The sequence below is a fragment of the Microcoleus sp. B3-D7 genome, from assembly GCF_036705305.1.
Taxonomy (GTDB): Bacteria; Cyanobacteriota; Cyanobacteriia; order Cyanobacteriales; family Microcoleaceae; genus Microcoleus.
Genome location: NZ_JAUBUE010000003.1, coordinates 292,996 through 317,309, shown reverse-complemented (window position 1 = coordinate 317,309; position 24,314 = coordinate 292,996). Strand labels below are relative to the sequence as shown.

Here is a 24,314-nt window from a genome sequence, read left to right as displayed (position 1 = left end):
GAATTCAATAAGCATCTACTTTGTACCTTTATTGATAAGTTAGATTTAGACCGGGATTTGATTTTAAATCACCCTAACCTTCCTTCAGTCTTGTCTTATGGTACTTTGGCTGCTTAAAAACTGTCCGGAGTATTGTTAAGACTTAATTGCATTTGTCAATCAGTAATATTACTCAAAAAGACTGTTTTTTTAGGAATGGAAAATTCACGATTTGAGAGGGAGTAAGTATAAATATCATGGGAGGCATGATTCCTCGGTCGCCCAAATCTCAGTTTTCTGCCCAAAATCCGAGTAAATATTGAGCATAATTGCTGATTGACAAATGCTTTCTTAGCTTAACTTGTTACCAATGATGCACAATAAAAGATATCAGCTCAGAGACGGTTCCCTTAAACCATTGCCTGGTAAGTTTTGCACCTTGCTTGTTACCTCGCTAGCTCGGTTTTGCTTCAGAAAGTGCTATTTACCAGATGCGATCGCCCTGTCACCCATAACTGCATGAGTTGAGTTCACTAAACCTATGCAGAGCATTCATCAACTTCTTTGAAGGACGGGCATCTTTCCCGAAGTTCTAGTCAACGCGTGACAAGTAATCAATTCAGTACCCCAAAAAATACAAATTGTTGGTGATAAATTCCTCAATTTCCCTGGTAAGGTGGGGATTGTTTTTGCTAGTATCAACCACAAAATCTCAAACAAAATATAAACCGTAAGCAGCATCAACTCTCTCGCAAACATCAAGGTTAAAATCATCGTCTTCAAGCCTGTGGAGTGCCATGAATCACGAAAAAATGGCAAACGCTAGAGAGAATTTTCAGGACAAACTCTCTATGAAATTGGTGCAGGAAAACCAAGTTATAGTTGTTGAAAATATGGCAGTCAATAACTTGGTAAAAACTCACTTCCTACCTAAAGTAATTAGCGATCGCAGATGGTCAAAATTGACCATACCGTTGAAATACAAGGCTGAAAGAGACGGTAAAACTTACTTAGACATTGGTCGGTTTTTTGCACCATCGAGTAAGAGTTTCCACGTAGGTCTGAATCAGGTGGCTCGCCTTCTGTTGGAAGTGCGTAGCTGGACTTGTTGCAATTGCCAAACAAAGCACGATAGAGATGTGAACTCTGCTATCATTATTGGCGATGAAGGGCTTGGATTATTAGCGTTAGGAACTAGCACTACTGCCCATGGACAGAATGTAAGTTCGACGTTTGGAAGGAAATGTTCGATATGAGCGGCTGTTCCGGTTGAAATTGGAAGCTTACACCATAGGGAGTAGTGGACAGAACTCTGGATCTGCATACCAGCCCACACCCCCTACCCCCCGCCTAGCTCTACTGTGTACAGACAAGTTGATCGCTGACCCATATTGTAGAAACCCTGTTTCCTGGATTCTTGATTTCTCGTTTGGCCGAATCAATAACTTAAAATTCATGAAAATAAGCTTCCTTTCTGAGATTCATGCGAAACTTGGGTTTGAGGAATGGTGTTGAAAGATTTCGGACTTGTGTGTACACGCTAGCCCCCTAGCCAGAGAGCCATTTTCCCACTTTTTTCTGGCCGATCAAAATAAATAAAATTTGTCTTCGCTCTGGGGCAGGCAGTATGATCAGGTACAATCTTGGTAGACAGTCTGTTTTAACTGCCTGCTTTGGTAGATCGAATCATAAATACCTTCGCTAGCTCGATCGAATTTATGGTTCACAAATCCTGCAGAGGCTAGGTGCATCGACGATGGACTAAAAAATCTAAAATCTGAAGTCTCAAATCTCAATTCGGTTAATTTTGTGTCGTTTCTAGGACTGTTGTGACGAGTGCAACCCAATCCACATATGGTACTTCGCACAGAAGGCGGCAATCGCTACTTGCCGCTCTCCGGCAGCAATTGCTGGACAGTAGGGCGGAGCGATGACAATAATTTTGTACTGACAGATCGCTGGATTTCCCGTAATCACGCGATGTTACAGCAAATGGAGACAGGAGAGTTCTACCTGATCGACTTGGGCAGCCGCAATGGTTCCTTTGTCAACGGGCGGCGGGTCAGTATTCCTGTCACTCTCAGAAATGGCGATCGGATTATTTTCGGTCAAACCGAATTGGACTTCTACAACCCAACCGCCGGCCATCGGCACGATCCACCAATACACGAGACAGACTCTGAAGATTTTACGGCGACTTTGACGGTGCGTAGCCTGATTAGCGTCATGGTAATGGACATCCGAGACTTTACAGTTTTGACTAGGCAGCTAGACGAAACCCTCCTCTCGGAAGTCATCGGCAATTGGTTCCGCAAAGCAGGACAGATCATTCGCGAACACGGCAGTTGGGTGGACAAATACATCGGTGATGCCATCATGGCGGTCTGGTTCCACAAAACCAGCGGTGTCAGCAGCGAGGAAATGATGCGGATTTGCCAAGCTTTGAGCGAACTGCACAAGGCAACAGACGAACTCAGCAGCCGTTACCCCCTGCCTTTTCCTTTGCGAGTCGGGGCCGGCATCAATACTGGTTATGCAATGGTGGGAAACTCTGGCAGCAGCGACCGATCGGACTATACCGCCTTGGGAGATACTGTAAACGCAGCATTTCGCCTGGAATCTTGCACCAAGCAACTCGGCAAGGATATCGCTGTGGGAGAAACTACCTACAAATACCTGACGCAATTGGGGGCCCAGGGCGCTTTCGAGCAGCACACCGTTGCTTTAAAGGGTTACGACACTCCCACCGTGACTTACGGCGGTACTTATGCTGATTTGAATGCTTTTCTCAAAACGAAAGGAAAAAGTTCTTGATAGCGAGAAAATTGGGTGCGGGGCAAAAATTAACCCCTTAAAATAGCAGTCCGAGTTTTTCATTTGCAGGGCCTTATATAAACTTGTCTGCGATGCTCAAAAGTCGGTCATTATCATATAATGTCCGCGTTGTCAATACCCCAATGTAAATTTTATAACAGCTCTCTACCTATTGCGGATTTATCTGAAAAACTGCATAAGCAAAATGGTAGTCTCTACATAAATGCTGTGTATGAAATTGGGAGACAAAACTTCATGAAACGATTGGGTCGTCTATTGGCAGTATTGGGCTTAGTGCTGGGCTGCTTTGCATGGGCTGGAGACCAAAGCGCAATCGCGGCATCATTAAGCCGTATCGTCTTGCCATCATCCTCGCTCCTAGCTGTTGAAGCTCCGGCTAGAACCAATCGCGCCGATGAGAAGCTTGCCACAGAATACGGCAAAAAACTTGATTTGAACAACAGCGCCGTCCGGGACTTTCGGGAATTTCGAGGGTTGTATCCCACTTTAGCTCGACTAATTATTAAGAATGCTCCTTACGAAAATGTTGAGGACGTACTCAATATTTCAGACTTGACGGATGCTCAGAAAAAAGTGCTGCAAGCTAACATGGACAAATTCACCGTAACTGATGTTGAATCAGTCTTTATTGAAGGAGACAACCGGTTGAATAATGGTCTCTACGACTAGGTAGCAGCGGGTCTCATTTGAAGGCAGAAGTCATTGGGCAGAAGGCATTCGGCAGAAAGAAAATATTTTTTTTCTATAGGCTGATGACTTCTGCCTTTAATTTCTGAACACTTACTTTCAACCACCATGGGGTAAAAGCCGACCAAAATTCGCTAGATTGAAATAAGCGGGTTCCCAAGATTCCTCTGTAGACTCAATTCTTTAATCTAAAATCTAAAATATAACCTCGCTCGACTGACATTAGTTCAAGTCCCCAGATTCATCTGTAGACTCAATTCTAAAATCTAAAATCTAAAATCTAAAATCGACTGGCGGCAGACTTATGACTGACAAATTTGACGTATTGGTAATAGGTGCTGGCGCGGCGGGTTTGTACACAGCACTTTGCCTGCCAGAGCATTTGCACGTGGGCTTGATCAATAAAAATACCCTGCCTGTTTCTGCCAGCGATTGGGCTCAAGGAGGGATTGCCGCGGCGATCGCCCCTGAAGATTCGGCAGCACTGCACGTTCAGGATACACTGGCTGCAGGAGCCGGTCTTTGCGATTTGGATGCGGTGAAATTTTTAGTTGAGGAAGCTTCGGCCTGCATTGACTCCCTAGTGAAAATGGGCGTTGCATTCGATCGCACCGGCCCCGATTTAGCCCTCACCCTAGAAGCAGCCCACTCCCGCCGCCGAGTTCTCCACGCCGCCGACACTACGGGCAAAGCCGTTATCAGTACGCTGACAGCAAAAGTATTAAGCCGCAAAAACATTCAACTCGTATCCCCTGCCTTTGCTTTGAGTCTGTGGCTAGACGCAACCGGGCGCTGCCAGGGCATTAGCTCGATTTGTGGCTCACAAGTCAAGTGGCTGCAGGCCAAAGCCGTGGTGCTGGCGACAGGCGGCGGCGGACAGGTTTTTGCTCAAACGACCAATCCGTCGGTAAGTACCGGGGATGGGGTGGCAATTGCGTGGCGCGCCGGGGCGCTGCTGCGAGACTTAGAATTTGTGCAGTTTCACCCGACGGCGCTGAGCACCGCGGGCGCGCCTCGGTTTCTCATTAGCGAAGCGGTGCGGGGAGAAGGAGCTCATTTGGTTGACAGTAAGGGATATCGCTTTGCTTTTGACTCTCACCCCAGCGGGGAGCTCGCCCCTAGGGATGTTGTCAGCCGCGCAATTTTCCGCCACTTGCAAAAGACGGGGGAACCTCATGTTTGGCTGGATTTGCGCCCGATTGCGGTCGATCGACTGCGCTACAGGTTTCCCAATATTATTCAAGTGTGCGCTGATTGGGGAATTGATATTTTTTCCGAACCGGTGCCGGTGACGCCCGCGGCCCATTACTGGATGGGAGGGATTGTCGCTGACAAGTTCAACCAAACTTCGATTCCGGGTTTGTACGCGGTGGGAGAAACTGCGAGCACGGGGGTACACGGCGCTAATCGGTTGGCGAGCAATTCGCTGCTGGAATGTCTGGTTTTTGGGGCGCAGATGGGCCTTTTGCAGCTAGAAGGTGGAACGCCCGAGGCATTCGCCGATCCGTTCGAGGCGGGGGAAATCTTGGAAAAATCGATTTCTGAAAAGGACATTGAGGCGATCGAAAAGTTGCGGGTAGAATTGCCGAATTTGGTGTGGCAGAGTGCGGGAATTTGCCGGGGACAACGCGATTTGGAAAGTGCGATCGTCCAACTTGAGATTTGGCGGCAAGAATTTGCTTCATTGCCTTTGAGTCAAACGCTTGAAAATTTACAGCCCGGACAAATTATTAATTTTTCCCCTGCTGAGGCGAAGAATAGCTCGATTTTGCGAAATTGGGGAGAAGTGGGGAATTTATTGGATATTGGCTATTTAATTGTCAAAAGTGCTGCGTTTCGCACCGAAAGTCGCGGCGGTCATTACCGAGTGGACTATCCCCTCACCGATCCGGATTGGTGCAGCCATACTTTAATTAACCAATCGAATTGGTACAAATCTCCGCGAATAGAAGATTGAAAATTTATTGAAAATTTAGGGTCAGCGCGTTCCCGTACCGTCACTTTCGGGGCTCCCGTTCGGGGGTGGTTCGTATTGTTTTGGGTCATTTGGAAACCTAGAGGTTTGTGCAACTGTCAAAACTCTCGGCGTCGATGGCGTCGGACTCTTGCCCGTGCTACGGGCTTTTGTTAAGTTGTTAGTTGAGTTGCTGGCAAGTCGAGCCGCATTTGCGGTGCCGACTATATTCACTTGCAGGCAGGCCGCCAGGGTTGCCGTTGTTGTGAGCTGAATCAAAGTACGCATAGTATTCACAGCCTTATTCAAATCACCGCAATAGATCCACGTCTGTACCACCTATTATATCTGTCAATTTCCGTATTTCCACTGATATCTTTACATTTACTTTAATTAACTTTCCTAAGCTTACATAAATTTTTTTACATTGAGGCTTTTTGGCGATTTAAATTTGGTTTCAGGTTGTGATTTATTTTAATAATTTGTTACATTTAGATAAGACAATAACTTGCTCTCATAAGTTTTATATTGGCTAAATCTATCTAATGACAGATGACAGCTTAGAGAATTTTAAATTATGTAATTTTAGATTTTAGATTTCCCTACTTTGGACATTTTTTTGAACGGTTTCAAAAAGCTTAGAGGGCTTACAGTTTAAGGAGCGAGCTATTTTTTCAAGTTAGCTGCACAGGGGACGCCTGAAATAATATCTTCCTCACGACCCAATTAGGGTGTGATATCTAGAAATTGCTCAAATTTTGTCTGAAATAATTGAAATTTTAGATAAAAAATTGAATACTTACAAGTGACTTATTAATATCGGGTTGAGGACTTTACCTACAGTTGCATTATGTTTTTAACGGGTTTGAATTAATAAAAGTGATATTGATTTTTCCCCCGTTCCTTAGCACGATACATCGCAACATCGGCATTCTTAACTAACACCTCTGGCTCTTGACCGTCAATGGGATATAAACTAATGCCAATACTTGTAGTTACAGAAACTGTATGTTCTTCTAAAATAAAAGGCTGCATGATGGCGTCGCAAATTTTTTCCGCTACTTTCGCAGCTTCCTCGCGACCTGGAATTGCGGGCAAAATGACTGTGAACTCGTCGCCGCCCAACCGCGAGATTGTATCGCTGCCGCGCAAGCATTTTTTGAGCCGATTGGCAACTGTTTTTAAGAGTAAATCACCCACATTGTGTCCGAGAGTGTCGTTGATTGACTTAAATCCATCTAAATCTAAAAAGAGTAAAGCTACCAATTCCTGAGTGCTGGAAGCTATTTCTAGAGACCGATGCAAGCATTCGTAGAACCTTTGGCGGTTGGGCAAACCGGTAAGAGCATCGTGATAAGCTTGGTGGCTGAGCTCAGCATTTTTTTGTTCTAGGGCTTTTGCCCGGAGTTGGCGCTCGGTAATATCTCTGATTGCTCCGACTAAAAATAGGTTGCCGGCAGCATCTTTATGCAGGGATCTTTTAGTCGCAATTAGATGCGTAATTCCGTGAGCGTCAGTAAAATATTCTTCATTTTCTCGCGGCTGATGAGTTTGCAATACTAATTCGTCTTGCTGCCAAAATATCTCGGCTTCGGCTTGGGGAAATAAATCGTAATCGGTTCGGCAGGTTAAAATTTCCAAAGGATAGCCAATAAACCGACAATATGCCTGATTCAAAACAACGCAGCGGTGATTTCGATCTTTGACAAAAATTGGGTCGGGAATTGTATCGATTAGCGATTGTAAAAATTCTTTAGACCGTTTTAATTCTTCTTGCAAGTGAGCCAGATAACCCACAACTGCGACACCAGAACCCACAAGACTGAGGATTGGAGGAATTAAGGGCAGCCACCAACCTGCTAGGAATGCTAAGTATAAAGTGGCACTCAGACCTAGACAGATACTTAATAAACAGTAAGCCGATCGACCAAGCGATCGCAAATTCCAACTCACATTTGCTCCCGCCCAAGACCAGAGTAAAATCCACAGCAACTCCGCAGCCTCTGGCAAGACATTGATACCCCCGCGCCCGTCGAGGGCCGCACTCAAAATTTGGCTCAAGAAGTGAGCCTGAAGCTCGACTCCCGGTATTTGCTGGGGAGGACCAAACCAACCCGAGCTGTAAGCATTTTGGTAAAAGTCTCTGAGGCTGGGGGCAGTTGAGCCGATCAAGACAGCGCGCGATCGTACAAAATCAGCGGGTACTTTGCCAGAAAGCACATCGCTCATCGATGCAGTGCGAAAACTGCCTCGCGGGCCGCGCAGGTTGGTCAAAATTTGATAGCCGCGGCTGTCCGCTCGAACGTAAGCACCATCATTCGGTTGAAAAGGCCGAAAAACCCCCTTGCCTAACTGCAAGTATTTAGGATTGGCTTTTGCGGATTGAGGGGAAATTCCTTCGCTTTTGAGGTAAAGCAAAGCCAGTCTGAGTGCAAAACTTTTATGAGTTTTGCCGTCTCCGGGCCAAGCGTAGAGCAAAGTTCGCCGCACTTTTGAGTCAGCGTCGATGACAACATTGTTGAAACCAATTCGATCGAGCTTGTCGAGTACCGGAGGCGGCCGAACTCCGAGCCGGGTTTCGTCTGGCATCAACTCAATGCCAATTAAGTTGGGAATAGTTTTAAACGTTTTGAGCAATTCGGCGTTACCCGGTTGAGTTGGCAAATCTCGGTAAACGTCGAGGCCGATGGCCCGCGGCTTGCCAGCGTGCAATTTTTGCAGCAATTGGGCCAATACAGCATCGGAAATTGGGTAGCCGTATTTTTGTAAGTCAGCTTCTTTAATTTCTATAATGACGATGCGCGAGTCAATTGGTTCGGCCGGCCGCCAGCGCACAAATTGGTCGAAAGCAGCCCATTCCCACACCTGAAAAAATCCGAACCAGCGCATTACAATGACTGTACTAGCAACCGCACTCGCAGTAATCAATACTCGGCGTTCTTGAGCGACCCATTTTTTGATAGTTTCTAGCATATTTTGGGGATTTGGGCCTCGCCCTGTAAGCATCTAGACTACTACTACGTACAGGTTTTACATCTCCGGGGCGATCGGCTCAGTCGATTTTAGATTTTAGATTTTAGATTATCCAATTTTTTGGTTTTTTGGTGCGGGCGAGTAGATTTTAGATTTTAGATTATTTAATTTTTTGCTTTTTCGGTGCGATCGGGCTGCAACAGGAGAAACCGGGTTTCGCAACCAAAATATGTCATTTCAACAATCATTCTGGAAGCAGAAACCCGGTTTATTGCATTTTTTATGATGTAAAAGTTTTAGGAGTTATTCGGCTATCTACATACTAGAAACCCCGAACTTGTTTTAATATTTTTCGTTCTCACTAATCTTTACTATTTTTTTATTGATTATAGATGCAAGATTTTAGATTGATTTCGCAGCACGAGCCAACGATAAACTAAGTTAAAAACCAGGATATTTCCTGCCCATCAATCTAAAATCTGTCATCTAACATCTCCAACTTTCCTGTCAGTTTTGAAAGTTGCGGGGGCCCGTGTAACCCGATAAATCAGCGAGTTTATCCAAAGATTGTGTCCCCGAATAAAACTGACCATTAATCTCCCAAGTCGGGAAACCTTTAATATTAGCAGCAGCAGCTTCGCAAAGTGCAGTGCGGGAATTTTGGCCTTTGGGATCGCATTCAACATAATCGATTATGGCAGCACCTTCTTTACCAAAAAGCATTTTTTGGTCGTGGCAGTGGGGACACCAGTAAGCGCTGTATTCTTTCGCGCCGATTTGTCGGAGGTGGCGAGCCAAAGCAATTTGTGCCGGGCCGGAGGTTGTAGTGATGGGAGGAGGTGCAATACCGGGGGTAGAGACAGTAGAGACAGGTGCGCTGACGCTGTTGTAGAGTCCCAAGGCACCGATCGAACTCACCATTGCCACCAAAATGCCTGTAAACACCAACTGTCCAATATCTTCCCACTCGCGCCCGACTAGCACCAGCACAAACAGCGACAGCGAAAATAGGGCGGAAGTGATGCAGTAAATGCACAGTTCCTGAATTTCAAAAGCCATCAAATAAATCAAATAGCTACTGAAAATTACCATCGCAGCGGTGATGATAAATAGCGCTTGCCAAGTGTTTTTTTCTAGTTGAGAGTGCAGTCCTTTTTTGGTGTCGGGATTTACAGCTTTGGGAGCCAATGCCAGGATTGCTATGCTCAGGTAAGCCAGACAGCCTAACAAACTTAAAGGCACAGTGCCAAAGACTGTAGCGTAGGGACTGTTGAGAACTTTGTCGCAGCCACTGGTGGGACAAATGACCGAGCCAGTCGTGAATTTAGCGATCGTGAGATAGGCCGTTTCTACGACGCCTATGGCTGCGATCGCTGCCATCACAGTCCTAGACCAGCGATGAATCCAAGGGGTTGAACGTCGGCGAATCATTTTTTGATTTGGTAATTGATAATTGGGACGTTGAAAGAATAAGGAATTTGGGCAACTAGCAAGGTAAGGGTTTTAACGGATTTAACGGATGGATGTTGAGGGAAGAAGTCAGAAGTCAGAGAAAAGAAATCTATCCATGTATCCGTGACTTCCGTGTCGTGAATCAAAGAAATTGGGAATTGGTGATTGATAAGTGTGCTTTTTTCACTGTTAGCTCTTCATTTGCAGCTATTACCGATTACCCATTACCCCTTCCCATTTTACGTTTTACTTGTGACTTTGCCCGGTTCCGGTGTTGGCCCTCTTGAGCCATTAGCATCTCTATTTTCCTGTTCGCGCTCTTTCTGTGACAAGCTGCGGCGGGCGGCTTCTACAAACTGACTGACGCGGATCGGATCGATGGGCTGCTCGATGCGGCCGTTTCGCTTCAGGGAACTCGATACGATTACGCCGTCAGCGGCCTGCATGAGGGTGGAAATGTTTTCCCACGAGGCGCCGCTGCCGATGAAAACAGGAATTCCCGCCGCTGCTGCACTCGCGAGTTCTAAGTCTTCGAGATTGGGAGGGCTACCAGTTGTCCAGCCGGAAAGGATTACGGCGTCGGCTAAAGCGCGCCCGATCGTCTCTTGGACGGCTGTGGTCAAGTTCGGGCTGCCTAGGGGTCGCCCGTGCTTGACTAACACGTCTGCTAATATTTTGACATCGCTGCCCAATTCCCGGCGGTAGCGCAGAAGCTGGTGAGCTTGGCCTTCAATTAAGCCTTGGTCTGTAGCCATGATGCCGTTAAGGACGTTGACGCGGATGAATTGAGCTCCTGTGCAGGAGGCGATGGCGATCGCGCTTTGGGCGTCGTTTCGCAGCACGTTAACGCCGATCGGCAGCGTCACGAGATTTGTTAGCCTCTCGACTACCAGAGTCATGGCACTTACCACAGCCGGATCTACGCTGTCTTTGGCAAAAGGAGCGTCGAAAAAGTTCTCGACAATGATACCGTTTGCGCCACCAGAAGCCAGCGCTGTAGCCTCTTGCTCGGCTCTTCCGATAATAGCTTTGAGGTTTCCCCCCCAGCGGGGAGAAGTTGGCAAAGGCTGTAAATGTACGACACCGATTATGGGATTCGGCGTTTTGAATATTTGTTTTAAGTCCACGGATTTTCCTGAAACCACCAAGTTCACTGACGGCTGACGGCGGATTTTGACGGTATATTCTAGAATTCTATATCCACGGGGGCGATTCGGTTGACTTAATCGGGTCGCCAAGTTGCTCAAACCCCGCAGCCATAACAGTTTAGATTTTAGATTTTAGATTTTAGATTTTACATAGGCGACCTACTCACCTCACTTAAAGACGGATACTTGCTTCTAGACAGGAGTCCTCGAAAGCAAAAAAGTTTAGATTTTAGCGAGATATCCCAGATTCATCTGTAGAGTCAATGCTTTAATCTTTAATCTAAAATCGACTGACTACAATCGGGGTTGAAAGCTTGACAGCAGTTGCATTCTTTTTTATACCTTGGTGTCGGCAGGGGTTTATCCTTCTCTATCGAGGTTAAGTGGTGAAACTTGTTCTCATAATTTTGGCTGTCACCGCAGGATTGGGGGCGGCAATCGAAGTGCTGCTGCGGGTGCTGCTGGGTTTTGGTAATCCCTTGATTTATATTGCCGATGCCGAGTGCGGCTATTTGTTGGCGCCCAACCAGAAGGTGCGTCGCTTGGGCAACCGCATTGAGATTAACGAGTATTCGATGCGTAGCCCAGCGATCGCCCCGATCGCCCCTCCAGAAACTCTGCGCGTCTTGCTGTTGGGAGATTCTGTCGCCAACGGCGGTTGGTGGACACATCAGACAGATACCATCTCCGAAATTATGGCTCGGAATTTGAGACTGCAAGTACAGAATCTGGCGAGCGCTCCACAATTAGGTTCACAAGTCAACTATTTAAATTTTGAAGTTCTCAACGCCTCAGCCAATTCTTGGGGGCCGAGGAATCAACTTGCTTACGCCAAGCGGTTCGGTGTTTTTGGGGCAAATGCTGTGGTGTTGCTGCTCAATACGGACGATTTTTTTGCATCGGCTCCCTGTCCTCTGGTTGTGGGTCGCGATCGATCTTACCCGGATCACAAACCCCGATCGGCTACGCTAGAGTTATTGAGCCGCTACCTGCTACCTGCCGTGCCGACTCCCCAATTGGCAGCACCCAGAGCCACAAGCGGCGATGTAGTAGGCTGCAACTTAGAAGCTATTCGCCAAATCCAGAAAATAGCTGTATCCGCCAACGTCGAGTTTTTGCTAGCCGTCACGCCCAAGCGAGGCGAACTCGGCGGCCCGGGCCCTCGCGACTGGGAAGTCAAAGCTAGAGCGCGTCTCGCCGAACTCGTAGAAACAGAGAAAATTACTTACATAGATTTTCTTCCCATTTTCAATTGTGCGGCCGAATTTCCAACTTTGTATCGAGACAGCATTCACCTGAGTCCTCAAGGAAATCAGCTAGTTAGCAAAACCATCAGTCGTCAAATAGTCGCTCTTTTTTGGCATAAATCGTGACTTCACCTAAAGACGGATACTTGCCCACGACTCCTGTTGTCGAGAGCAAAAAAGTTGAAACCTTAGTTCAAGCCCCCAGATTCATCTGCAGAGTCAATCTAAAGCCTAAAATCGTTCGACTGAGCGCAACTCCACGCACGCGCTCGCCGAACTTCTCACGCCGAATTGTCCAATCTCAAATCGACTGATATCGAATCCGGTTGCATGGGAACAGTTACCGTCTTCAACGAACAACAAACCCAAACTGTAAAAGCACCCGGAAACGACAGGATTTGTCTCGATTTAGCTAACTTGCAAAGTAGACTCTAGCTCTTTCGGATACCAAGCTTGACCGTCGAGAGCCATTTGCTCTATCACACTCGCAAGCCGCAGAGCTTTGAGAGCTTGTTCTCCTCCGACAGAAGGCTGATTTCCACCCCGCACGCAATTAATAAAATGCTCCAATTCGGCGTGGAGCGGTTCAATATTGCTGGTGTAAACTTTCTCGATCAACCCATCTTGACGGTATAGCACCTGACCGTAATCCGTCACGTAATTGGCGGTTGTTTGTCGGTGAATCAAGATTTCGTTGTTGAGAAAATCTGCCTCTGTCAGAGAATTCTTGCAGTGAGCCACGATTGAACGGAGTTTGCGGTGCGTCACCTTACTGGCAGTCAAGGTGGCGACAATGCCGTTAGCAAAGTTCAACGTCGCTGTCACGTAGTCTAAATAACCTGAATCTGAGGCCCTGCTGCCGCTGGCGGTCAGCTTCACCACTTGGGAATCTGCCAATTCCAAAAGCAAGTCGATGTCGTGGATCATTAAATCCAAAACTACCGATACGTCGTTAGCCCGCTGGGAATAGGGACTCATCCGGTGAGCTTCCAATGCCAGTAACTCTTCAGTTTTCAGCACTTTGCCGAGTTCCTGAAAAGCTGGATTGAACCGCTCGATGTGACCCACTTGTAAAATCCGGTGGGCTTCAGCAGCCGCGTTGACCAAAGATTCGGCTTCGGCAATGCTGGCCGCGATCGGCTTTTCAATTAAAACGTGAACACCCGCTTGGAGACAAGACATCCCCACAGGGTGATGCAGGCGAGTTGGAACGGCGACGCAAACTGCATCTACGTGGGCGAGCAAATCTCGGTAGTCTTCAAAGAAGCGAACCCGGTATTTGCTTGCTACATCTATTCCCCGCTCTACATTTATGTCTGCAACACCCACGAGTTCGATATCTTTTAGCAAGCTCAGAACTCGCGTGTGATGCTGGCCCATATTGCCAACCCCAATCACCCCAATGCGGAGGGGTTCAGGTTGACTTCGCTGGGCGAAAACGTTTGCGTATCCCAATGACATCCTATCTAGCACTCCTGGATTCTCCTCCACCACCACAGGAATCAAGCCCCTTGGCTTCCCTCAGCTACTCACAGCCATCCAGATAGTACCACAGTCAAACTATTTGTGAAGAATTTCTAAGTTCAGTTGCGATTATCGCATCAGGCAATTAAGCAGAAGCTAGTCATACACAAGGGTAGAATACAGGGGTCAAATGTCTGGAAATTGCGTATTGACAAATTTAGTTAAGTATGAATCTAACTCGGGGGCGCTCGTCCGCAGTCAGCAGTCACTTCTGGGAAAATATTCTTGTGGCAAAATTTTGCTCCCGATTAGGAGAAAGAGCTCTGGCTTTCAAAATAGCCGCTACCAAAAACGCATAGGATAAAACTCCCACCAAGGCCAGCAAAAGTACGCTGGCTGCTCCTGACGCATTCCACAAAGCGTGAAGTGCCGAAGCGCTGAAATAACCTACGCCCAAAATAGGCCAGCGCTTCCTGGGTTTGAGGGCGCTCAAACCGATAAAATATCCCAAATAGCCGCTGTAAGCCATGTGTCCGGCGGCGGAACCCAAAATGCGGGGAATTAGCAACTGCAATCCTACTAATTGTCCCGCCTCCGCCCCTGCTTGCAGGGTGACATTTTGGATGACATTGGGAACGTATTGCCCCAGAGTTTCTAACAGTGTAAAGCCGACGGCCGAGGCACTTCCTAACAGAATTCCGTCTAAAGGTTCCCAAACGCCGATTCGATCGCGCCACGGATTTTTCAGCCAATTTCCCAGCAACATCGCTCCCAAAACGGGCAGGGCTTTCAGCAATTCTTCCATTAGACCCGCCCCGAAAAACATTCTGTTCAAAAAAGGCAAAAAACTGATTGTTTCGCCTTCGGTTGGCAGGCGGCCGGGCAAAATTTCTCTAAATACGAATATAAATCCAATCAATAAGGGGCTGATCACAATCAGGACTGTAGCTAAAGCCGAACCAAGCAAGACCCACCAAGGCTTGTGTTTGCCGCACAGTTGATAGATAAAGTAGTAAGCCGCACCGGCGAGGTAAGCTGACAGCAGCAAGTTGAATGCTGCGGAATTTCCAACGGCGACAAACATCGACACGACAACAATAACTGTGGCGATACCTGGATATAAGTAAGCTTTTTGGCTTAATTGTTTGCCAGTGGAGGCGATCGGGAATAATTGAGTTAAAGTGAGAGCGTCTTTTTCGCTACCAGCAAAATTGCCCGTTTGTGGTGCTCTTAATCCGGGTTGATTTTGGTAAGAGGTTACGGGAGATTCAAATATAAATTCAGGGCCGTCAAGGCCGAGACTGATGCGATCGCCTGTTTCTAAAGTTTGGCAGCCAGAGAGCTTTTTTCCGTTGATATAAGTTCCGTTAGCGCTGTTGAGGTCGCAAATTTCCCATCTCGTCAAAGTACCCTGAGTTAGGGGACGGATCATGGCGTGGCGACGGGAAACCATGCCGTGACCGATCGACTCTAAAGCTATTTGACAATTGCGATCGCGTCCGATAACCAATTCCCCTTCTTCAGAAAGTTGGTACTTGGATACTGGGGTTCCCAGAGCGTCTTTGGCTGGCACTTGTCGCAGAAATCCGATTTCATTAGTCATGAGTTATGAGTCATTAGTCATTAGTCATTAGTCATTGGTCATGAGCTCGCGAGCTGTTAGCTGATGTTATTTTTGAGCAGTCTTTATTCCACAGTTATTGGTTGTTAGCTGCTGACTAATTACTAATTACTAATTACTAATAACTGCTGACTAATGACTAATGACTAATAACTCTGCTTATAGATTTGCCCTGGCATCCTGAACGGCTGCATAGAAAAATATGCCAGTTAGCGGTACGCTCAGGGCGAGGATGATGCCCGTGACTAAATTGCCAAGTTGAGCTTCTCCCGATGACAGCTCAAAGATGGAGCCGACTGCCGCGATCGCAGTGATGCACGAAAGAGCTAAGAGTAAACCACTTTTCGGAGTTCCTGCCATCATACTGATTTTACTGCCTTGGGGGAAAATTTATGCTTGACTAATGCTTCATTCAGTGCCAGCTTGTTTTCTACTCTGTCTACAAACAGCACTCCGTTGAGGTGATCCATTTCGTGCTGAATTGCCCTCGATAGTAATTCTGTTGCTATCAGGGTTTGTGGGCGGCCGTATTCGTCGCGGTAGGATACTTCAATGACTTCTGGGCGTTTGACTTCTAAATAAACTCCCGGAATGCTCAAACACCCTTCTTGCAAGATGCAGATATCGCCGCTGCTACTTTTGATGGTGGGGTTGATCAAAACAATTGGGGGCGTGGCGGGGTTTTCCGGGTCACAGTCGAGGACAATTACTTGTTTGTGGACTCCGACTTGGGGGGCTGCCAAACCGATACCGTCGGCACTGTACATGGTTTGCAGCATTTCTCGGACTAGCTGCCGAATTTCTGCATCGACGCTTTTGACGCGCTTGGCTGGCTGCCGCAGGACGCGATCGCCTAATGTGTGTATTGTTAGGGGCGGTTTTTCTAACTTTTTCTTTTCAATCAAGACCTGAGCCGTCATAGAACCTCGCGGGATGTTTGGAAAGCCCCAACGAAAGCTGTTGGGGAATGAAATTGGAACCAATACTATTATTTCCAATATTAATCTAATTTTAACTCCTCGCTCCTGTTGTCCCCCGCTATAACTGTACCCAGTGTCTTCGGCGGGATGAAAGGCAGGGAGATTGTAGGTACGGAAATCTCCAAATCTTTATTTTTGTAGATATTTTACTGGAATATGTATAATACAGTAAGGAGGTAATGAGATGCTGCATACTGCCATCAAGGTTCGACTTTATCCAACAGTAGAGCAACAAGCCCTACTGTCTCAGCACTTTGGCTGTGCCAGATGGTGGTGGAACTATGGTCTAAATAAGTCAATTGAGACTTATAAAGAAACGGGTAAAAGCCTTGGTCAGTCAGCACTCAATGCCTTTTTACCAAAACTCAAGAAAGCCGAAGAAACACTTTGGTTGTCTGAATGTTACAGCCAAGTTTTGCAAGCAACAACGCTCAACCTCACAACCGCCTATAAAAACTTTTTTGCAGGTCGTGGTAGGTTCCCGCGCTACAAGTCAAAGCATGATAAGCAATCGATTCAGTATCCTCAAAATGTCAAGGTACTTGATGGGTTTGTTCAGTTTCCTGGCAAGGTCGGCAAAGTTAAAGCCAAGTTGCACAGGAACATAGAAGGAACAATCAAAACCGTAACGGTTAGTTTAAATCCTTCTGGGAAATACTTTGCCTCAATATTGACGGAGAGTGAAGGCGACAATCCGACTGTTTCAACGGTCGGCAAAGTAATTGGAATTGACTTGGGATTGACTCACTTTGCTATTACGAGTAATGGCTGCAAAGTCTCCAAGTACGATCGCCCTAAGCATCTAGCCAAACACGAGAAAAACCTCAAACGCAAGCAACAAAAGCTAGCTAAAAAACAGAAAGGAAGTAATTCAAGGAACAAAGCTAAAAAGACGGTAGCTAAAGTGTACGAACGGGTAACTAAATCCCGTCAGGATTTTCTACATAAGCTTTCCCGAAAGCTCGTCAATGAAAACCAAGTTGTCGTAGTAGAGAATCTTAATGTCAAAGGCATGGTACGCAATCACAATTTAGCTAAAGCCATATCTGATGTGGGATGGGGAATCTTTATCAATTTCCTAGCTTACAAGCTAGAGAAAAAAGGTGGCAAGTTGGTTGAGACTGACCGCTGGTTCCCCAGCTCCAAGCTCTGCTCTAATTGCTATTACCAGATTGATAAGTTACCGCTTGATATTAGGGAGTGGACTTGTCCTAATTGCGATACTCGTCATGACCGTGATGGTAACGCCGCAACAAACATTAGAGCGGAAGGCATCAGAATATTACAGACGGATGGAACAGCCGTTTTTGCTAACGGAGGGGAAGTAAGACCAAAGATTGGACGCAAGTCTGTTCTGAGGCATTCCTCTGTGATGTTAGAAGCCCACACTATAATCGTTTCGATTTAGTGTGGGTAGTTCACGTAGCCATGACTGGAAACGCACCAAACCAACGGCCGGTTATTTCTCTGGGGCTTTCGCCTGTTTTAGTGGCAGTAGAGCTTTTAGGTGCGATCGCGATTTTGCTGGCTGTTTTGCTCATCGTCAAGTTTTGGGCGGTTTTGCCCGATCGAATTCCGATACATTTCGGCTTGGGGGGGCTGGCTGATGCTTGGGGCGACAAGGTGACAATTTGGATCATGCCGGCGGTTGCTGCCATTATTTTTGCGGTTTTAACTGCGGTTTCGCGCTATCCCCATACTTTTAATTATCCGGTACGGATTACTTCTGAGAACGCTCGCCGGCAATATCTGTTGGGGCGAGGCCTTTTGGCTTGGCTGAAGGCGGAGATTTGCTGGCTGTTGGCGTTTGTGGTGCGGCAGCAAATTCTTGTCGCTTTGGGCAATGCTCAAAGGTTTAGTGTGGAGTTAGTTTTGGGGATAATTATTTTGATATTTGGGACGGTTGGCGTGTATTTGCTCAAGGCTTATTCTGCTCGCTAGATGTAGCGCCAAAAACTTACATCTACCCAAAGACTAAGTTTATTGATATTAATAAAAATTAACCACCCAGGATATTATGTTCTCACTATCAACGAAATAAAATTAGTTGGTAAATTAGTTTGTAGTGAGGACTAAACTCCTCATATAACTTTGAGGAGTTCAGTCCTCATTACAAACATTTTTGATGGTGGCTAATTGACGGGACATAATAGGAATCAAAGGCCAGAGGTTTGTGCTACGGTAAACGCCGATCGACTAACCCATCAGATATGTTTGCTGATTGTTCATCGGCAATACTCGCAACCGTCGATTTTTCAAATCAGGTTCTAAGCCTAGTTCTTCCATGGGAATTACCCCCAGCAAAACAGCAGAAACGCCTTCGGGCAATTCTAAACAATCAAATCTGCCTTCTCTCCCCTCTACAATAATTTGAGCGCCTGCAAAAAATCGACAGTTTTTGATACCAGCCGATGTTTATACATCTCTTTCTCCTACTTGTTTTAAACCGAGTTGGCTAATAATGGGAGCTGGCAAGGAAAGCAGAGTTGCTCCGGTATCGACAACAACGTTATTGAGGGTAACAGAGCGAACTTCCCGAGCAGCAATGAATCCCCGTTCAGCCATAACTAGATCGCTGCGATTCGTGACGGCGATTGTTGTAACAACTTGACCCCTTTGTTTTTCTTGCAGATTGGGGAGTACCAGGGTCATAGTACGTTACCTCTTTTGAGTGTAATTAGTGGAGATTTCTATTGTAATATTATCTAGAATCCTGCTTAGTTAGTTAAAATCGTTTTATTGACCAGCCACAGTTAGAATTTGTCTCAACGCATGACACCCGAACCAAACTCTTCTCAACCCAATCGCCCTGAATCTAACGTGACTGTAGAAAGTCTGAACGGTGCGAACCCTAATGTGCCACCAGAATCAGGGATAATCGTCGCTACTGCTGAACCCGAAAAACCGGTGCCACCGCCTCCAACTCGCAAGGTTTTTTTGCCGCAGCAGCCCGAACAAACGACTACTGAGAAGTCGGGGTCCGTGCTGACGCTGGGGTTGATCGCAGCGATGATTTTTGGGCTGGCCAATGACAACATTTGGCTGGGCTTAATTGGCGCCGTGGGTGCGATCAGCATATCGCTGCGGCTGATGTGGCCGAGTTGGGGCAAAATCTGGGCGCAGGTAATTCCGCCGACTTGGCGCACTCTGATCGTCGCCTGCTTCGGGCTTTTAGCTGGGATTGTTGGCTTGCTGATGCTCAGCGGTAGTAATACTGAACCGGGAAGCCGCAACATCCAAATCAACTGGGACGCCATCGGCGCTCTCGGCGAGTTGATCGGCGCTTTGGGCCAAATTTTGATCGCTATTTTGGGCGTTTACGTGGCTTGGCGGCAGTACGTGATCTCGAAAGATTTGACGATTCAGCAAAATCGAATTACGCAGCAGCAAACGATCGATGCTTATTTTCAAGGGGTTTCCGACTTAGCCCTTGACGAACAAGGGTTTTTGGAAGACTGGCCGCAGGAAAGGGCGATCGCAGAAGGCCGCACCGCTGCGATTATGAGCAGTGTAGATGCTGAAGGTAAAGCTAAAATTCTGCGGTTTTTGTCGCAGTCTAGATTGGTTACTCCTCTGAAGCGCGATCGGCTTTTAGGCCGCCCCATCCTTGACGGCGACGGCGGCTACGCTGAAGATAGAGATCACGGTATCCGCGTTATCGATCTCAATGTCATGTTAGCGGGTGCTGACCTGGCTGGCACCGATTTGCGGTGGACGGATTTGAGCGAAGCCAACCTCGTCCGCGCCAATCTCAGCAAGTGCGATTTAGTGAAAGCCAACCTCTCGCGCGCTGTCTTGTACGACGCCAATCTCGCTCGCGCCGACATGAGAGCCGCCGCATTATTCTACGGCTCGGCACAAACTGCATCCCCCCGCAGCCGTACCGAATTTCCCAACTATCAAACGGGTGAACATACCGGCGCTGTGGTGGAACGTGTTGATTTCACCGGTGTCAAGCGGCTGTCGGAGGAGCAGCGCTATTACTGCTGCGCTTGGTGCGGCTCGAAGTCGAGAGAGACTATTCCCGGCGGCTGCGAAGGGATTCCCAATAAACTCGGACGTTAAAATTAGCAGTACGGCGGTACTTACGTATATATTTGGCGAGCGCTCGGCAGCGGACTATACTTTAATTTTAAATCTACAGTCTTGGGCTGTTTTAGCCATGACAAATACTGATTTATGGCTAGAAGTAATTCCGCGCCTGGAGCGCTCCCAAAGCCGGGAGGGGGGAACTTTTCTAATTGTTATGTGGTTTCTGAGCCGATCGATAATGGCGATCGGGATGCAGGTAATTGCTCATTTAGTCGGCAAAAACCCGCCCGTGTATGGGATTGGCTGCCTCTGAGTTTTGGAAGCGCCTTCCTTTCCAAAAGTGGCTGGGAACTGTTTTCGCAAGGGGACGGTAAATGGTACGTCGAAATCGCCAATTTAGGCTACAGCTATGCAGAGGACGAGTAGCAGCATTCTGTAGGTTTTTATCCGCTATTTCCTTTCCTGATGGGCGACTTCACGACTCTGGGAATGCAAGTGGAATTAGCAGGGATACTCATTAATAGTTGGGAATCTTTGCGTGCATTGTTGGTGGTTGCAAGCTGTTAGTAAAGTTGCCCTGATTTGGGCGGTGGCTACTTGTTGTGGTATTGGAGAAAAAGGCTGAGCATTACAGTCGTCTATTTGGGCTTTTTCTCTTTAGCGTTACTGATCAACTCCAGTGTTATGCAATCGGTTCATCCCTAAGCTTAGCGCATTGTTTTGCTCTCGGTAGGAGTCGGTTTAGTGTTGATTAGTCAGCCTCGTTGGGAATAGGCTGTTATGACATTATTTGCTACATTCCTGCTGTACATGGCTGTTAAATTTACTGGGTGTAGGTAGCTTAAGATAGTTTTCCATATCTTTTGCCCAAACTTAATTTACTCTATTTCCCAAGCTGCCTGAAAAAAGTCTCTTTCACACACCATAGCGTAGCGATAGGTTGCTTCTACCTCCGGCCCCGCTTCTGCGTAGCGATCGACCAAACTTTCCAGCCGTTTTGCTAAAATCTCAAAATCCGAGCTGCTATAGGTGGAAATCCAGTCGCTAAAGGCGTGTTCCGGTATATTAGGTTTAGCTAGCTGCTGTCCCAAAAAAGCATACAACCGCAAGCAAGGAGTCATGGCGGCTACTGTCAAACCTACACTACTCCCCCAGGCTGTCGCTAATAAAAAATCTGTGTAGCGGCGGGTAGCGATTCCCGGTTTTGCCTGTTGCAAGTTTACACCCCATTTGGCTGCATATCCTTGATGCAAACGAAGTTCTTCTAAAACGCCGCTACCGAGATTGTGGAGGATTTCAAACCCCTCCCAGTCGGGTGCTTTTGCCGCAGCGATACTGTAAGCGCGAGCGAAGGATCCCAGAAAAAATGCGTCTTGTGCAACGTAATATGCAAAACTATTTTGGGGCAGGCTGCCGTCAGCAATGCCTCTGACAAAGGGATGTTGCAGACAAGCTTCGCTTAAGTCTTGATTTGCTTGCCAAAGATAATTGGAATTTGTCATGCCATTTTGAATCGATGGGTTATGATTGTAATTTTTATAGTCTGACTAAACATCTATGATAACAAATATTTTCCCTTGGCGTGCGTCAGTCTTATGGTATCTTTTATTTTTCGTATTTAAGAAAATAGATAAGTTTTGGTATGCGGCTCTGTTGTGGGCTGGTGTTGTCGAGTTCAAAGAGCGAAATTACGTCCCGAACCTCTCTCGTGAAGCAGCCAGGGTGGTTGGAGAAAAAGAAACTTTTGATTGAACGGTTGAAAAGCCGATTTTTAAACAGAAACTGCAATGAACGATACACCTAAGTATTCCTTGGTAATTCCTATCTATAACGAAGAAGAAAATCTCGCTGAACTTTATCGGCGAATTAGTGCCGTGATGGAGCGAATGGACGGCGCAGTAGAATTAATTTTAATCAATGATGGCAGCCGCGATCGCTCTCTCGAACTTTTGCGAGAATTGCACGAAAAAGACTCGCGAATTTGTTACCTCAGTTTTGCCCGCAATTTCGGTCATCAAATAGCTGTAACTGCTGGTTTAAACTTTTCTAGAGGTCAAGTTGTAGTCATCATGGACGGCGATTTGCAAGACCCGCCAGAGCTAATTATAGAGATGGTAGAACAGTGGCAGCAGGGCTATCAAGTTGTTTATGCTCAGCGCACTCACCGCCGTCAAGAAGGTTGGTTTAAGCGGTTGCCTGCTTATATGTATTATCGCATTTTGCGCCATCTTGCTGATGTTGATATTCCGATAGATACCGGAGATTTTTGTTTGATGGATAGGTGCGTGGTGGACGTGCTAAATGCGATGCCAGAACGCAACCGCTACATTCGGGGACTGCGCGCTTGGATTGGTTTTAAACAAACGGCGGTTAAGTTTGAACGCGATCCGCGTTTTGCTGGGGAGGTCAAGTATACCTTCAGAAAATCTTTGAGTTTGGCGATGAATGGTTTAGTATCATTTTCAAAAGTTCCCCTCCGACTTTCGATTTATATGGGGTTATTTGCGGCATTTGTATCTGTATTAATGGCTTTTTTGATTTTGTATTGGCGGATTTTTTATCCAAGTTCTGCCTTAACGGGTTTGACAATTGTGATGATGGCGGTTTTCTTTTTGGGTGCGGTGCAGTTGGTTAGTATTGGGATTTTGGGCCAGTATATAGGGCGTATTTACGAGGAGGTGAAGGGCCGGCCGCTTTATACTTTGGCAGAAGTGGCTGGTTTTAGCGATCGACACCGATCGCCAAAATAATTTTAACAAACAACGGTTAATTCATCGTGCCTAAATTATCTAGTTTATGAGATAATTTAAGATCATAAAATTTTCTCAAGACTCATGTTTAAACTTTACGAGTATTCCCCATCGGGCAATTGCTATAAAGTTCGCTTGCTCTTAACTCAACTTAATATTCCCTTCGATCGCACAGAAATTGATATTCTCCAAGGAAAAAGCCGCACACCTGAATTTTTGGTCAAAAATCCCAATGGTCGCATTCCGGTGTTAGAAATCGCACCGGGTAAATTTCTGTTTGAATCGAATGGGATTATGTTTTACTTGAGCGAAGAAACTGAGTTTTTCCCCACGGATAAATTTGAACGCGCTCAAGTCATGCAGTGGTTGTTTTTTGAACAGTACAGCCACGAACCTTTTATTGCTACTTCTCGTTTTTGGTATTTGATAGGGAAAGCACAAGAATATCAGGAAGCACTTCAACAAAAACAAGCACCGGGTTATGCTGCTTTGGGGGTGATGGAACAGCATTTAGCAGAAAATGAGTTTTTTGCGGGCGATCGCTATACTATTGCTGACATCGGTTTATTTGCTTATACTCACGTTGCTGACGAAGGCGGATTTGACTTAACGAGATTTCCGGCAATTCAAACTTGGATCGATCGCGTAAAAAGTCAACCTCGATATATAAAAATTACACAATGAAATTAAAATGAGGCTAATGACATCAAAGCTCGAAATCGTTCATCATCTCGGATACTGTCAAAATCTGGGTTGTGTTTTGCTTCGTTTCGGCTTCGGCGAGGTGCAATATCAATCGCTTTCTGTAGATTATCAATAGCCTGTCCAATATCACCTTGTAGTGCGTAGCAGCAGGCTTTACCGTAATAGCCACTCTCATGCTTAGGATCTTGCTTAATCGCTTGTTCACAATCAGCAAGGGCTTCGGTGTATCTACCAGCCCTAGCCAAAATAATGCCACGATTAGCCCTGTGTAATACTTCTTTAGGCTCTAAGTTAATTGCTTCATCAATGGCTGTAATAGCTTTATCAAAATTATTGAGAAGACTTAATGCTAGTGCTTGAGTGTTCAGTGCTTGATGATTCTTAGAATCTATCTTAAAAGCTCGATCGCAAGAAGTAAGGGCTTCCTCATATCGCTCTAGATGAAGGAGAGTAGTCCCTCGATGTACCCAAGCATCAACAGATTCAG

Annotated in this window: 21 protein-coding genes and 1 pseudogene; 11 read left to right on the top strand and 11 right to left on the bottom strand. The window is 46.4% G+C overall.

Annotation, left to right across the window (positions count from 1 at the left end; genetic code table 11):
* Positions 1 to 776: 776 nt before the first annotated feature.
* From QUB25_RS04540 to nadB, 4 genes are all read left to right on the top strand, one after another.
* Positions 777 to 1,235 carry a zinc ribbon domain-containing protein gene (locus QUB25_RS04540; RefSeq protein ID WP_333182157.1) on the top strand — a complete coding sequence of 153 codons (459 nt, stop codon included), beginning with the start codon at positions 777 to 779 and terminating at the stop codon, positions 1,233 to 1,235.
* A 598-nt stretch (positions 1,236 to 1,833) separates the two neighbouring features.
* The gene (locus tag QUB25_RS04535; RefSeq protein WP_333041108.1) at positions 1,834 to 2,793 is read left to right on the top strand and encodes an adenylate/guanylate cyclase domain-containing protein; all 960 of its coding nucleotides are present in this window, start codon (positions 1,834 to 1,836) and stop codon (positions 2,791 to 2,793) included.
* Between the two features lie 255 nt (positions 2,794 to 3,048).
* Complete coding sequence (gene psbU, locus QUB25_RS04530) at positions 3,049 to 3,483, top strand: photosystem II complex extrinsic protein PsbU (protein ID WP_006635850.1); 435 nt, start codon at positions 3,049 to 3,051, stop codon at positions 3,481 to 3,483.
* 322 nt (positions 3,484 to 3,805) lie between these two features.
* Entirely contained in the window at positions 3,806 to 5,458 is a 1,653-nt protein-coding gene (gene nadB, locus QUB25_RS04525; RefSeq protein ID WP_333182156.1) for an L-aspartate oxidase, read from the top strand.
* A gap of 21 nt (positions 5,459 to 5,479) precedes the next feature.
* On the opposite strand, the gene QUB25_RS04520 is transcribed toward nadB, so the two are convergent.
* The 4 genes from QUB25_RS04520 to btpA form a co-directional block, all read right to left on the bottom strand.
* Positions 5,480 to 5,743, bottom strand: coding sequence for a hypothetical protein (locus QUB25_RS04520; protein ID WP_333182155.1), 264 nt, complete (start codon positions 5,741 to 5,743; stop codon positions 5,480 to 5,482).
* Between the two features lie 582 nt (positions 5,744 to 6,325).
* Complete coding sequence (locus QUB25_RS04515) at positions 6,326 to 8,461, bottom strand: CHASE2 domain-containing protein (RefSeq protein ID WP_333182154.1); 2,136 nt, start codon at positions 8,459 to 8,461, stop codon at positions 6,326 to 6,328.
* 474 nt (positions 8,462 to 8,935) lie between these two features.
* Positions 8,936 to 9,859, bottom strand: coding sequence for a vitamin K epoxide reductase family protein (locus tag QUB25_RS04510; RefSeq protein ID WP_333060058.1), 924 nt, complete (start codon positions 9,857 to 9,859; stop codon positions 8,936 to 8,938).
* Positions 9,860 to 10,119: 260 nt separating this feature from the next.
* The gene (gene btpA, locus QUB25_RS04505; RefSeq protein ID WP_333041132.1) at positions 10,120 to 11,007 is read right to left on the bottom strand and encodes a photosystem I biogenesis protein BtpA; all 888 of its coding nucleotides are present in this window, start codon (positions 11,005 to 11,007) and stop codon (positions 10,120 to 10,122) included.
* Positions 11,008 to 11,414: 407 nt separating this feature from the next.
* Between btpA and QUB25_RS04500 the strand changes: the two genes are divergently transcribed.
* On the top strand, positions 11,415 to 12,401 hold the full coding sequence (locus tag QUB25_RS04500; protein ID WP_333182153.1) for a GDSL-type esterase/lipase family protein: 987 nt from the start codon (positions 11,415 to 11,417) through the stop codon (positions 12,399 to 12,401).
* 282 nt (positions 12,402 to 12,683) lie between these two features.
* Here QUB25_RS04500 and QUB25_RS04495 read toward each other — a convergent pair whose 3' ends face one another.
* The 4 genes from QUB25_RS04495 to def form a co-directional block, all read right to left on the bottom strand.
* A complete protein-coding gene (locus tag QUB25_RS04495) occupies positions 12,684 to 13,736 on the bottom strand; it encodes a Gfo/Idh/MocA family oxidoreductase (RefSeq protein ID WP_333041122.1) in 1,053 nt (350 codons plus the stop codon).
* A gap of 268 nt (positions 13,737 to 14,004) precedes the next feature.
* Positions 14,005 to 15,342 (bottom strand): PrsW family glutamic-type intramembrane protease, encoded by a 1,338-nt coding sequence (locus QUB25_RS04490; protein WP_333182152.1) that lies wholly within the window; start codon positions 15,340 to 15,342, stop codon positions 14,005 to 14,007.
* 177 nt (positions 15,343 to 15,519) lie between these two features.
* On the bottom strand, positions 15,520 to 15,720 hold the full coding sequence (locus QUB25_RS04485; RefSeq protein ID WP_199292547.1) for a hypothetical protein: 201 nt from the start codon (positions 15,718 to 15,720) through the stop codon (positions 15,520 to 15,522).
* Positions 15,720 to 16,280, bottom strand: coding sequence for a peptide deformylase (def, locus tag QUB25_RS04480; protein ID WP_190659061.1), 561 nt, complete (start codon positions 16,278 to 16,280; stop codon positions 15,720 to 15,722). Before def ends, QUB25_RS04485 begins: the two co-directional genes overlap by 1 nt.
* A gap of 244 nt (positions 16,281 to 16,524) precedes the next feature.
* Between def and QUB25_RS04475 the strand changes: the two genes are divergently transcribed.
* Together QUB25_RS04475 and QUB25_RS04470 are read left to right on the top strand one after the other, a co-directional pair.
* Complete coding sequence (locus QUB25_RS04475) at positions 16,525 to 17,748, top strand: RNA-guided endonuclease TnpB family protein (RefSeq protein WP_333182151.1); 1,224 nt, start codon at positions 16,525 to 16,527, stop codon at positions 17,746 to 17,748.
* Between the two features lie 20 nt (positions 17,749 to 17,768).
* Entirely contained in the window at positions 17,769 to 18,281 is a 513-nt protein-coding gene (locus QUB25_RS04470) for a DUF1648 domain-containing protein (RefSeq protein ID WP_333060061.1), read from the top strand.
* Positions 18,282 to 18,536: 255 nt separating this feature from the next.
* On the opposite strand, the pseudogene QUB25_RS04465 reads toward QUB25_RS04470, so the two are convergent.
* Positions 18,537 to 18,992 (bottom strand): annotated as a pseudogene (locus QUB25_RS04465) (aspartyl protease).
* Positions 18,993 to 19,112: 120 nt separating this feature from the next.
* Here QUB25_RS04465 and QUB25_RS04460 point away from each other — a divergent pair.
* Together QUB25_RS04460 and QUB25_RS04455 are read left to right on the top strand one after the other, a co-directional pair.
* Positions 19,113 to 20,405, top strand: coding sequence for a pentapeptide repeat-containing protein (locus QUB25_RS04460; protein WP_333060121.1), 1,293 nt, complete (start codon positions 19,113 to 19,115; stop codon positions 20,403 to 20,405).
* A 97-nt stretch (positions 20,406 to 20,502) separates the two neighbouring features.
* A complete protein-coding gene (locus QUB25_RS04455; RefSeq protein ID WP_333182150.1) occupies positions 20,503 to 20,685 on the top strand; it encodes a hypothetical protein in 183 nt (60 codons plus the stop codon).
* A 565-nt stretch (positions 20,686 to 21,250) separates the two neighbouring features.
* On the opposite strand, the gene QUB25_RS04450 is transcribed toward QUB25_RS04455, so the two are convergent.
* Positions 21,251 to 21,874: a TenA family protein gene (locus tag QUB25_RS04450; RefSeq protein ID WP_333182149.1), complete on the bottom strand. Its 624-nt coding sequence runs from the start codon at positions 21,872 to 21,874 to the stop codon at positions 21,251 to 21,253.
* A gap of 285 nt (positions 21,875 to 22,159) precedes the next feature.
* Between QUB25_RS04450 and QUB25_RS04445 the strand changes: the two genes are divergently transcribed.
* Together QUB25_RS04445 and QUB25_RS04440 are read left to right on the top strand one after the other, a co-directional pair.
* A complete protein-coding gene (locus tag QUB25_RS04445) occupies positions 22,160 to 23,122 on the top strand; it encodes a glycosyltransferase family 2 protein (protein WP_333060064.1) in 963 nt (320 codons plus the stop codon).
* An 84-nt stretch (positions 23,123 to 23,206) separates the two neighbouring features.
* Positions 23,207 to 23,806 (top strand): glutathione S-transferase family protein, encoded by a 600-nt coding sequence (locus QUB25_RS04440; protein ID WP_333182148.1) that lies wholly within the window; start codon positions 23,207 to 23,209, stop codon positions 23,804 to 23,806.
* A 2-nt stretch (positions 23,807 to 23,808) separates the two neighbouring features.
* Here the strand turns inward: QUB25_RS04440 and QUB25_RS04435 are convergent.
* On the bottom strand, positions 23,809 to 24,314 hold a 506-nt coding region (locus QUB25_RS04435; protein ID WP_333182147.1), incomplete at its 5' end, for a TPR end-of-group domain-containing protein.

Coding starts and splice junctions, on each gene's coding strand:
- QUB25_RS04540 (WP_333182157.1), top strand. CDS start 777: ATGAATCACGAAAAAATGGCAAACGCTAGAGAGAATTTTCAGGACAAA.
- QUB25_RS04535 (WP_333041108.1), top strand. CDS start 1,834: ATGGTACTTCGCACAGAAGGCGGCAATCGCTACTTGCCGCTCTCCGGC.
- psbU (WP_006635850.1), top strand. CDS start 3,049: ATGAAACGATTGGGTCGTCTATTGGCAGTATTGGGCTTAGTGCTGGGC.
- nadB (WP_333182156.1), top strand. CDS start 3,806: ATGACTGACAAATTTGACGTATTGGTAATAGGTGCTGGCGCGGCGGGT.
- QUB25_RS04520 (WP_333182155.1), bottom strand. CDS start 5,743: ATGCGTACTTTGATTCAGCTCACAACAACGGCAACCCTGGCGGCCTGC.
- QUB25_RS04515 (WP_333182154.1), bottom strand. CDS start 8,461: ATGCTTACAGGGCGAGGCCCAAATCCCCAAAATATGCTAGAAACTATC.
- QUB25_RS04510 (WP_333060058.1), bottom strand. CDS start 9,859: ATGATTCGCCGACGTTCAACCCCTTGGATTCATCGCTGGTCTAGGACT.
- QUB25_RS04495 (WP_333041122.1), bottom strand. CDS start 13,736: ATGTCATTGGGATACGCAAACGTTTTCGCCCAGCGAAGTCAACCTGAA.
- QUB25_RS04490 (WP_333182152.1), bottom strand. CDS start 15,342: ATGACTAATGAAATCGGATTTCTGCGACAAGTGCCAGCCAAAGACGCT.
- QUB25_RS04485 (WP_199292547.1), bottom strand. CDS start 15,720: ATGGCAGGAACTCCGAAAAGTGGTTTACTCTTAGCTCTTTCGTGCATC.
- def (WP_190659061.1), bottom strand. CDS start 16,280: ATGACGGCTCAGGTCTTGATTGAAAAGAAAAAGTTAGAAAAACCGCCC.
- QUB25_RS04475 (WP_333182151.1), top strand. CDS start 16,525: ATGCTGCATACTGCCATCAAGGTTCGACTTTATCCAACAGTAGAGCAA.
- QUB25_RS04470 (WP_333060061.1), top strand. CDS start 17,769: ATGACTGGAAACGCACCAAACCAACGGCCGGTTATTTCTCTGGGGCTT.
- QUB25_RS04460 (WP_333060121.1), top strand. CDS start 19,113: ATGACACCCGAACCAAACTCTTCTCAACCCAATCGCCCTGAATCTAAC.
- QUB25_RS04455 (WP_333182150.1), top strand. CDS start 20,503: ATGACAAATACTGATTTATGGCTAGAAGTAATTCCGCGCCTGGAGCGC.
- QUB25_RS04450 (WP_333182149.1), bottom strand. CDS start 21,874: ATGACAAATTCCAATTATCTTTGGCAAGCAAATCAAGACTTAAGCGAA.
- QUB25_RS04445 (WP_333060064.1), top strand. CDS start 22,160: ATGAACGATACACCTAAGTATTCCTTGGTAATTCCTATCTATAACGAA.
- QUB25_RS04440 (WP_333182148.1), top strand. CDS start 23,207: ATGTTTAAACTTTACGAGTATTCCCCATCGGGCAATTGCTATAAAGTT.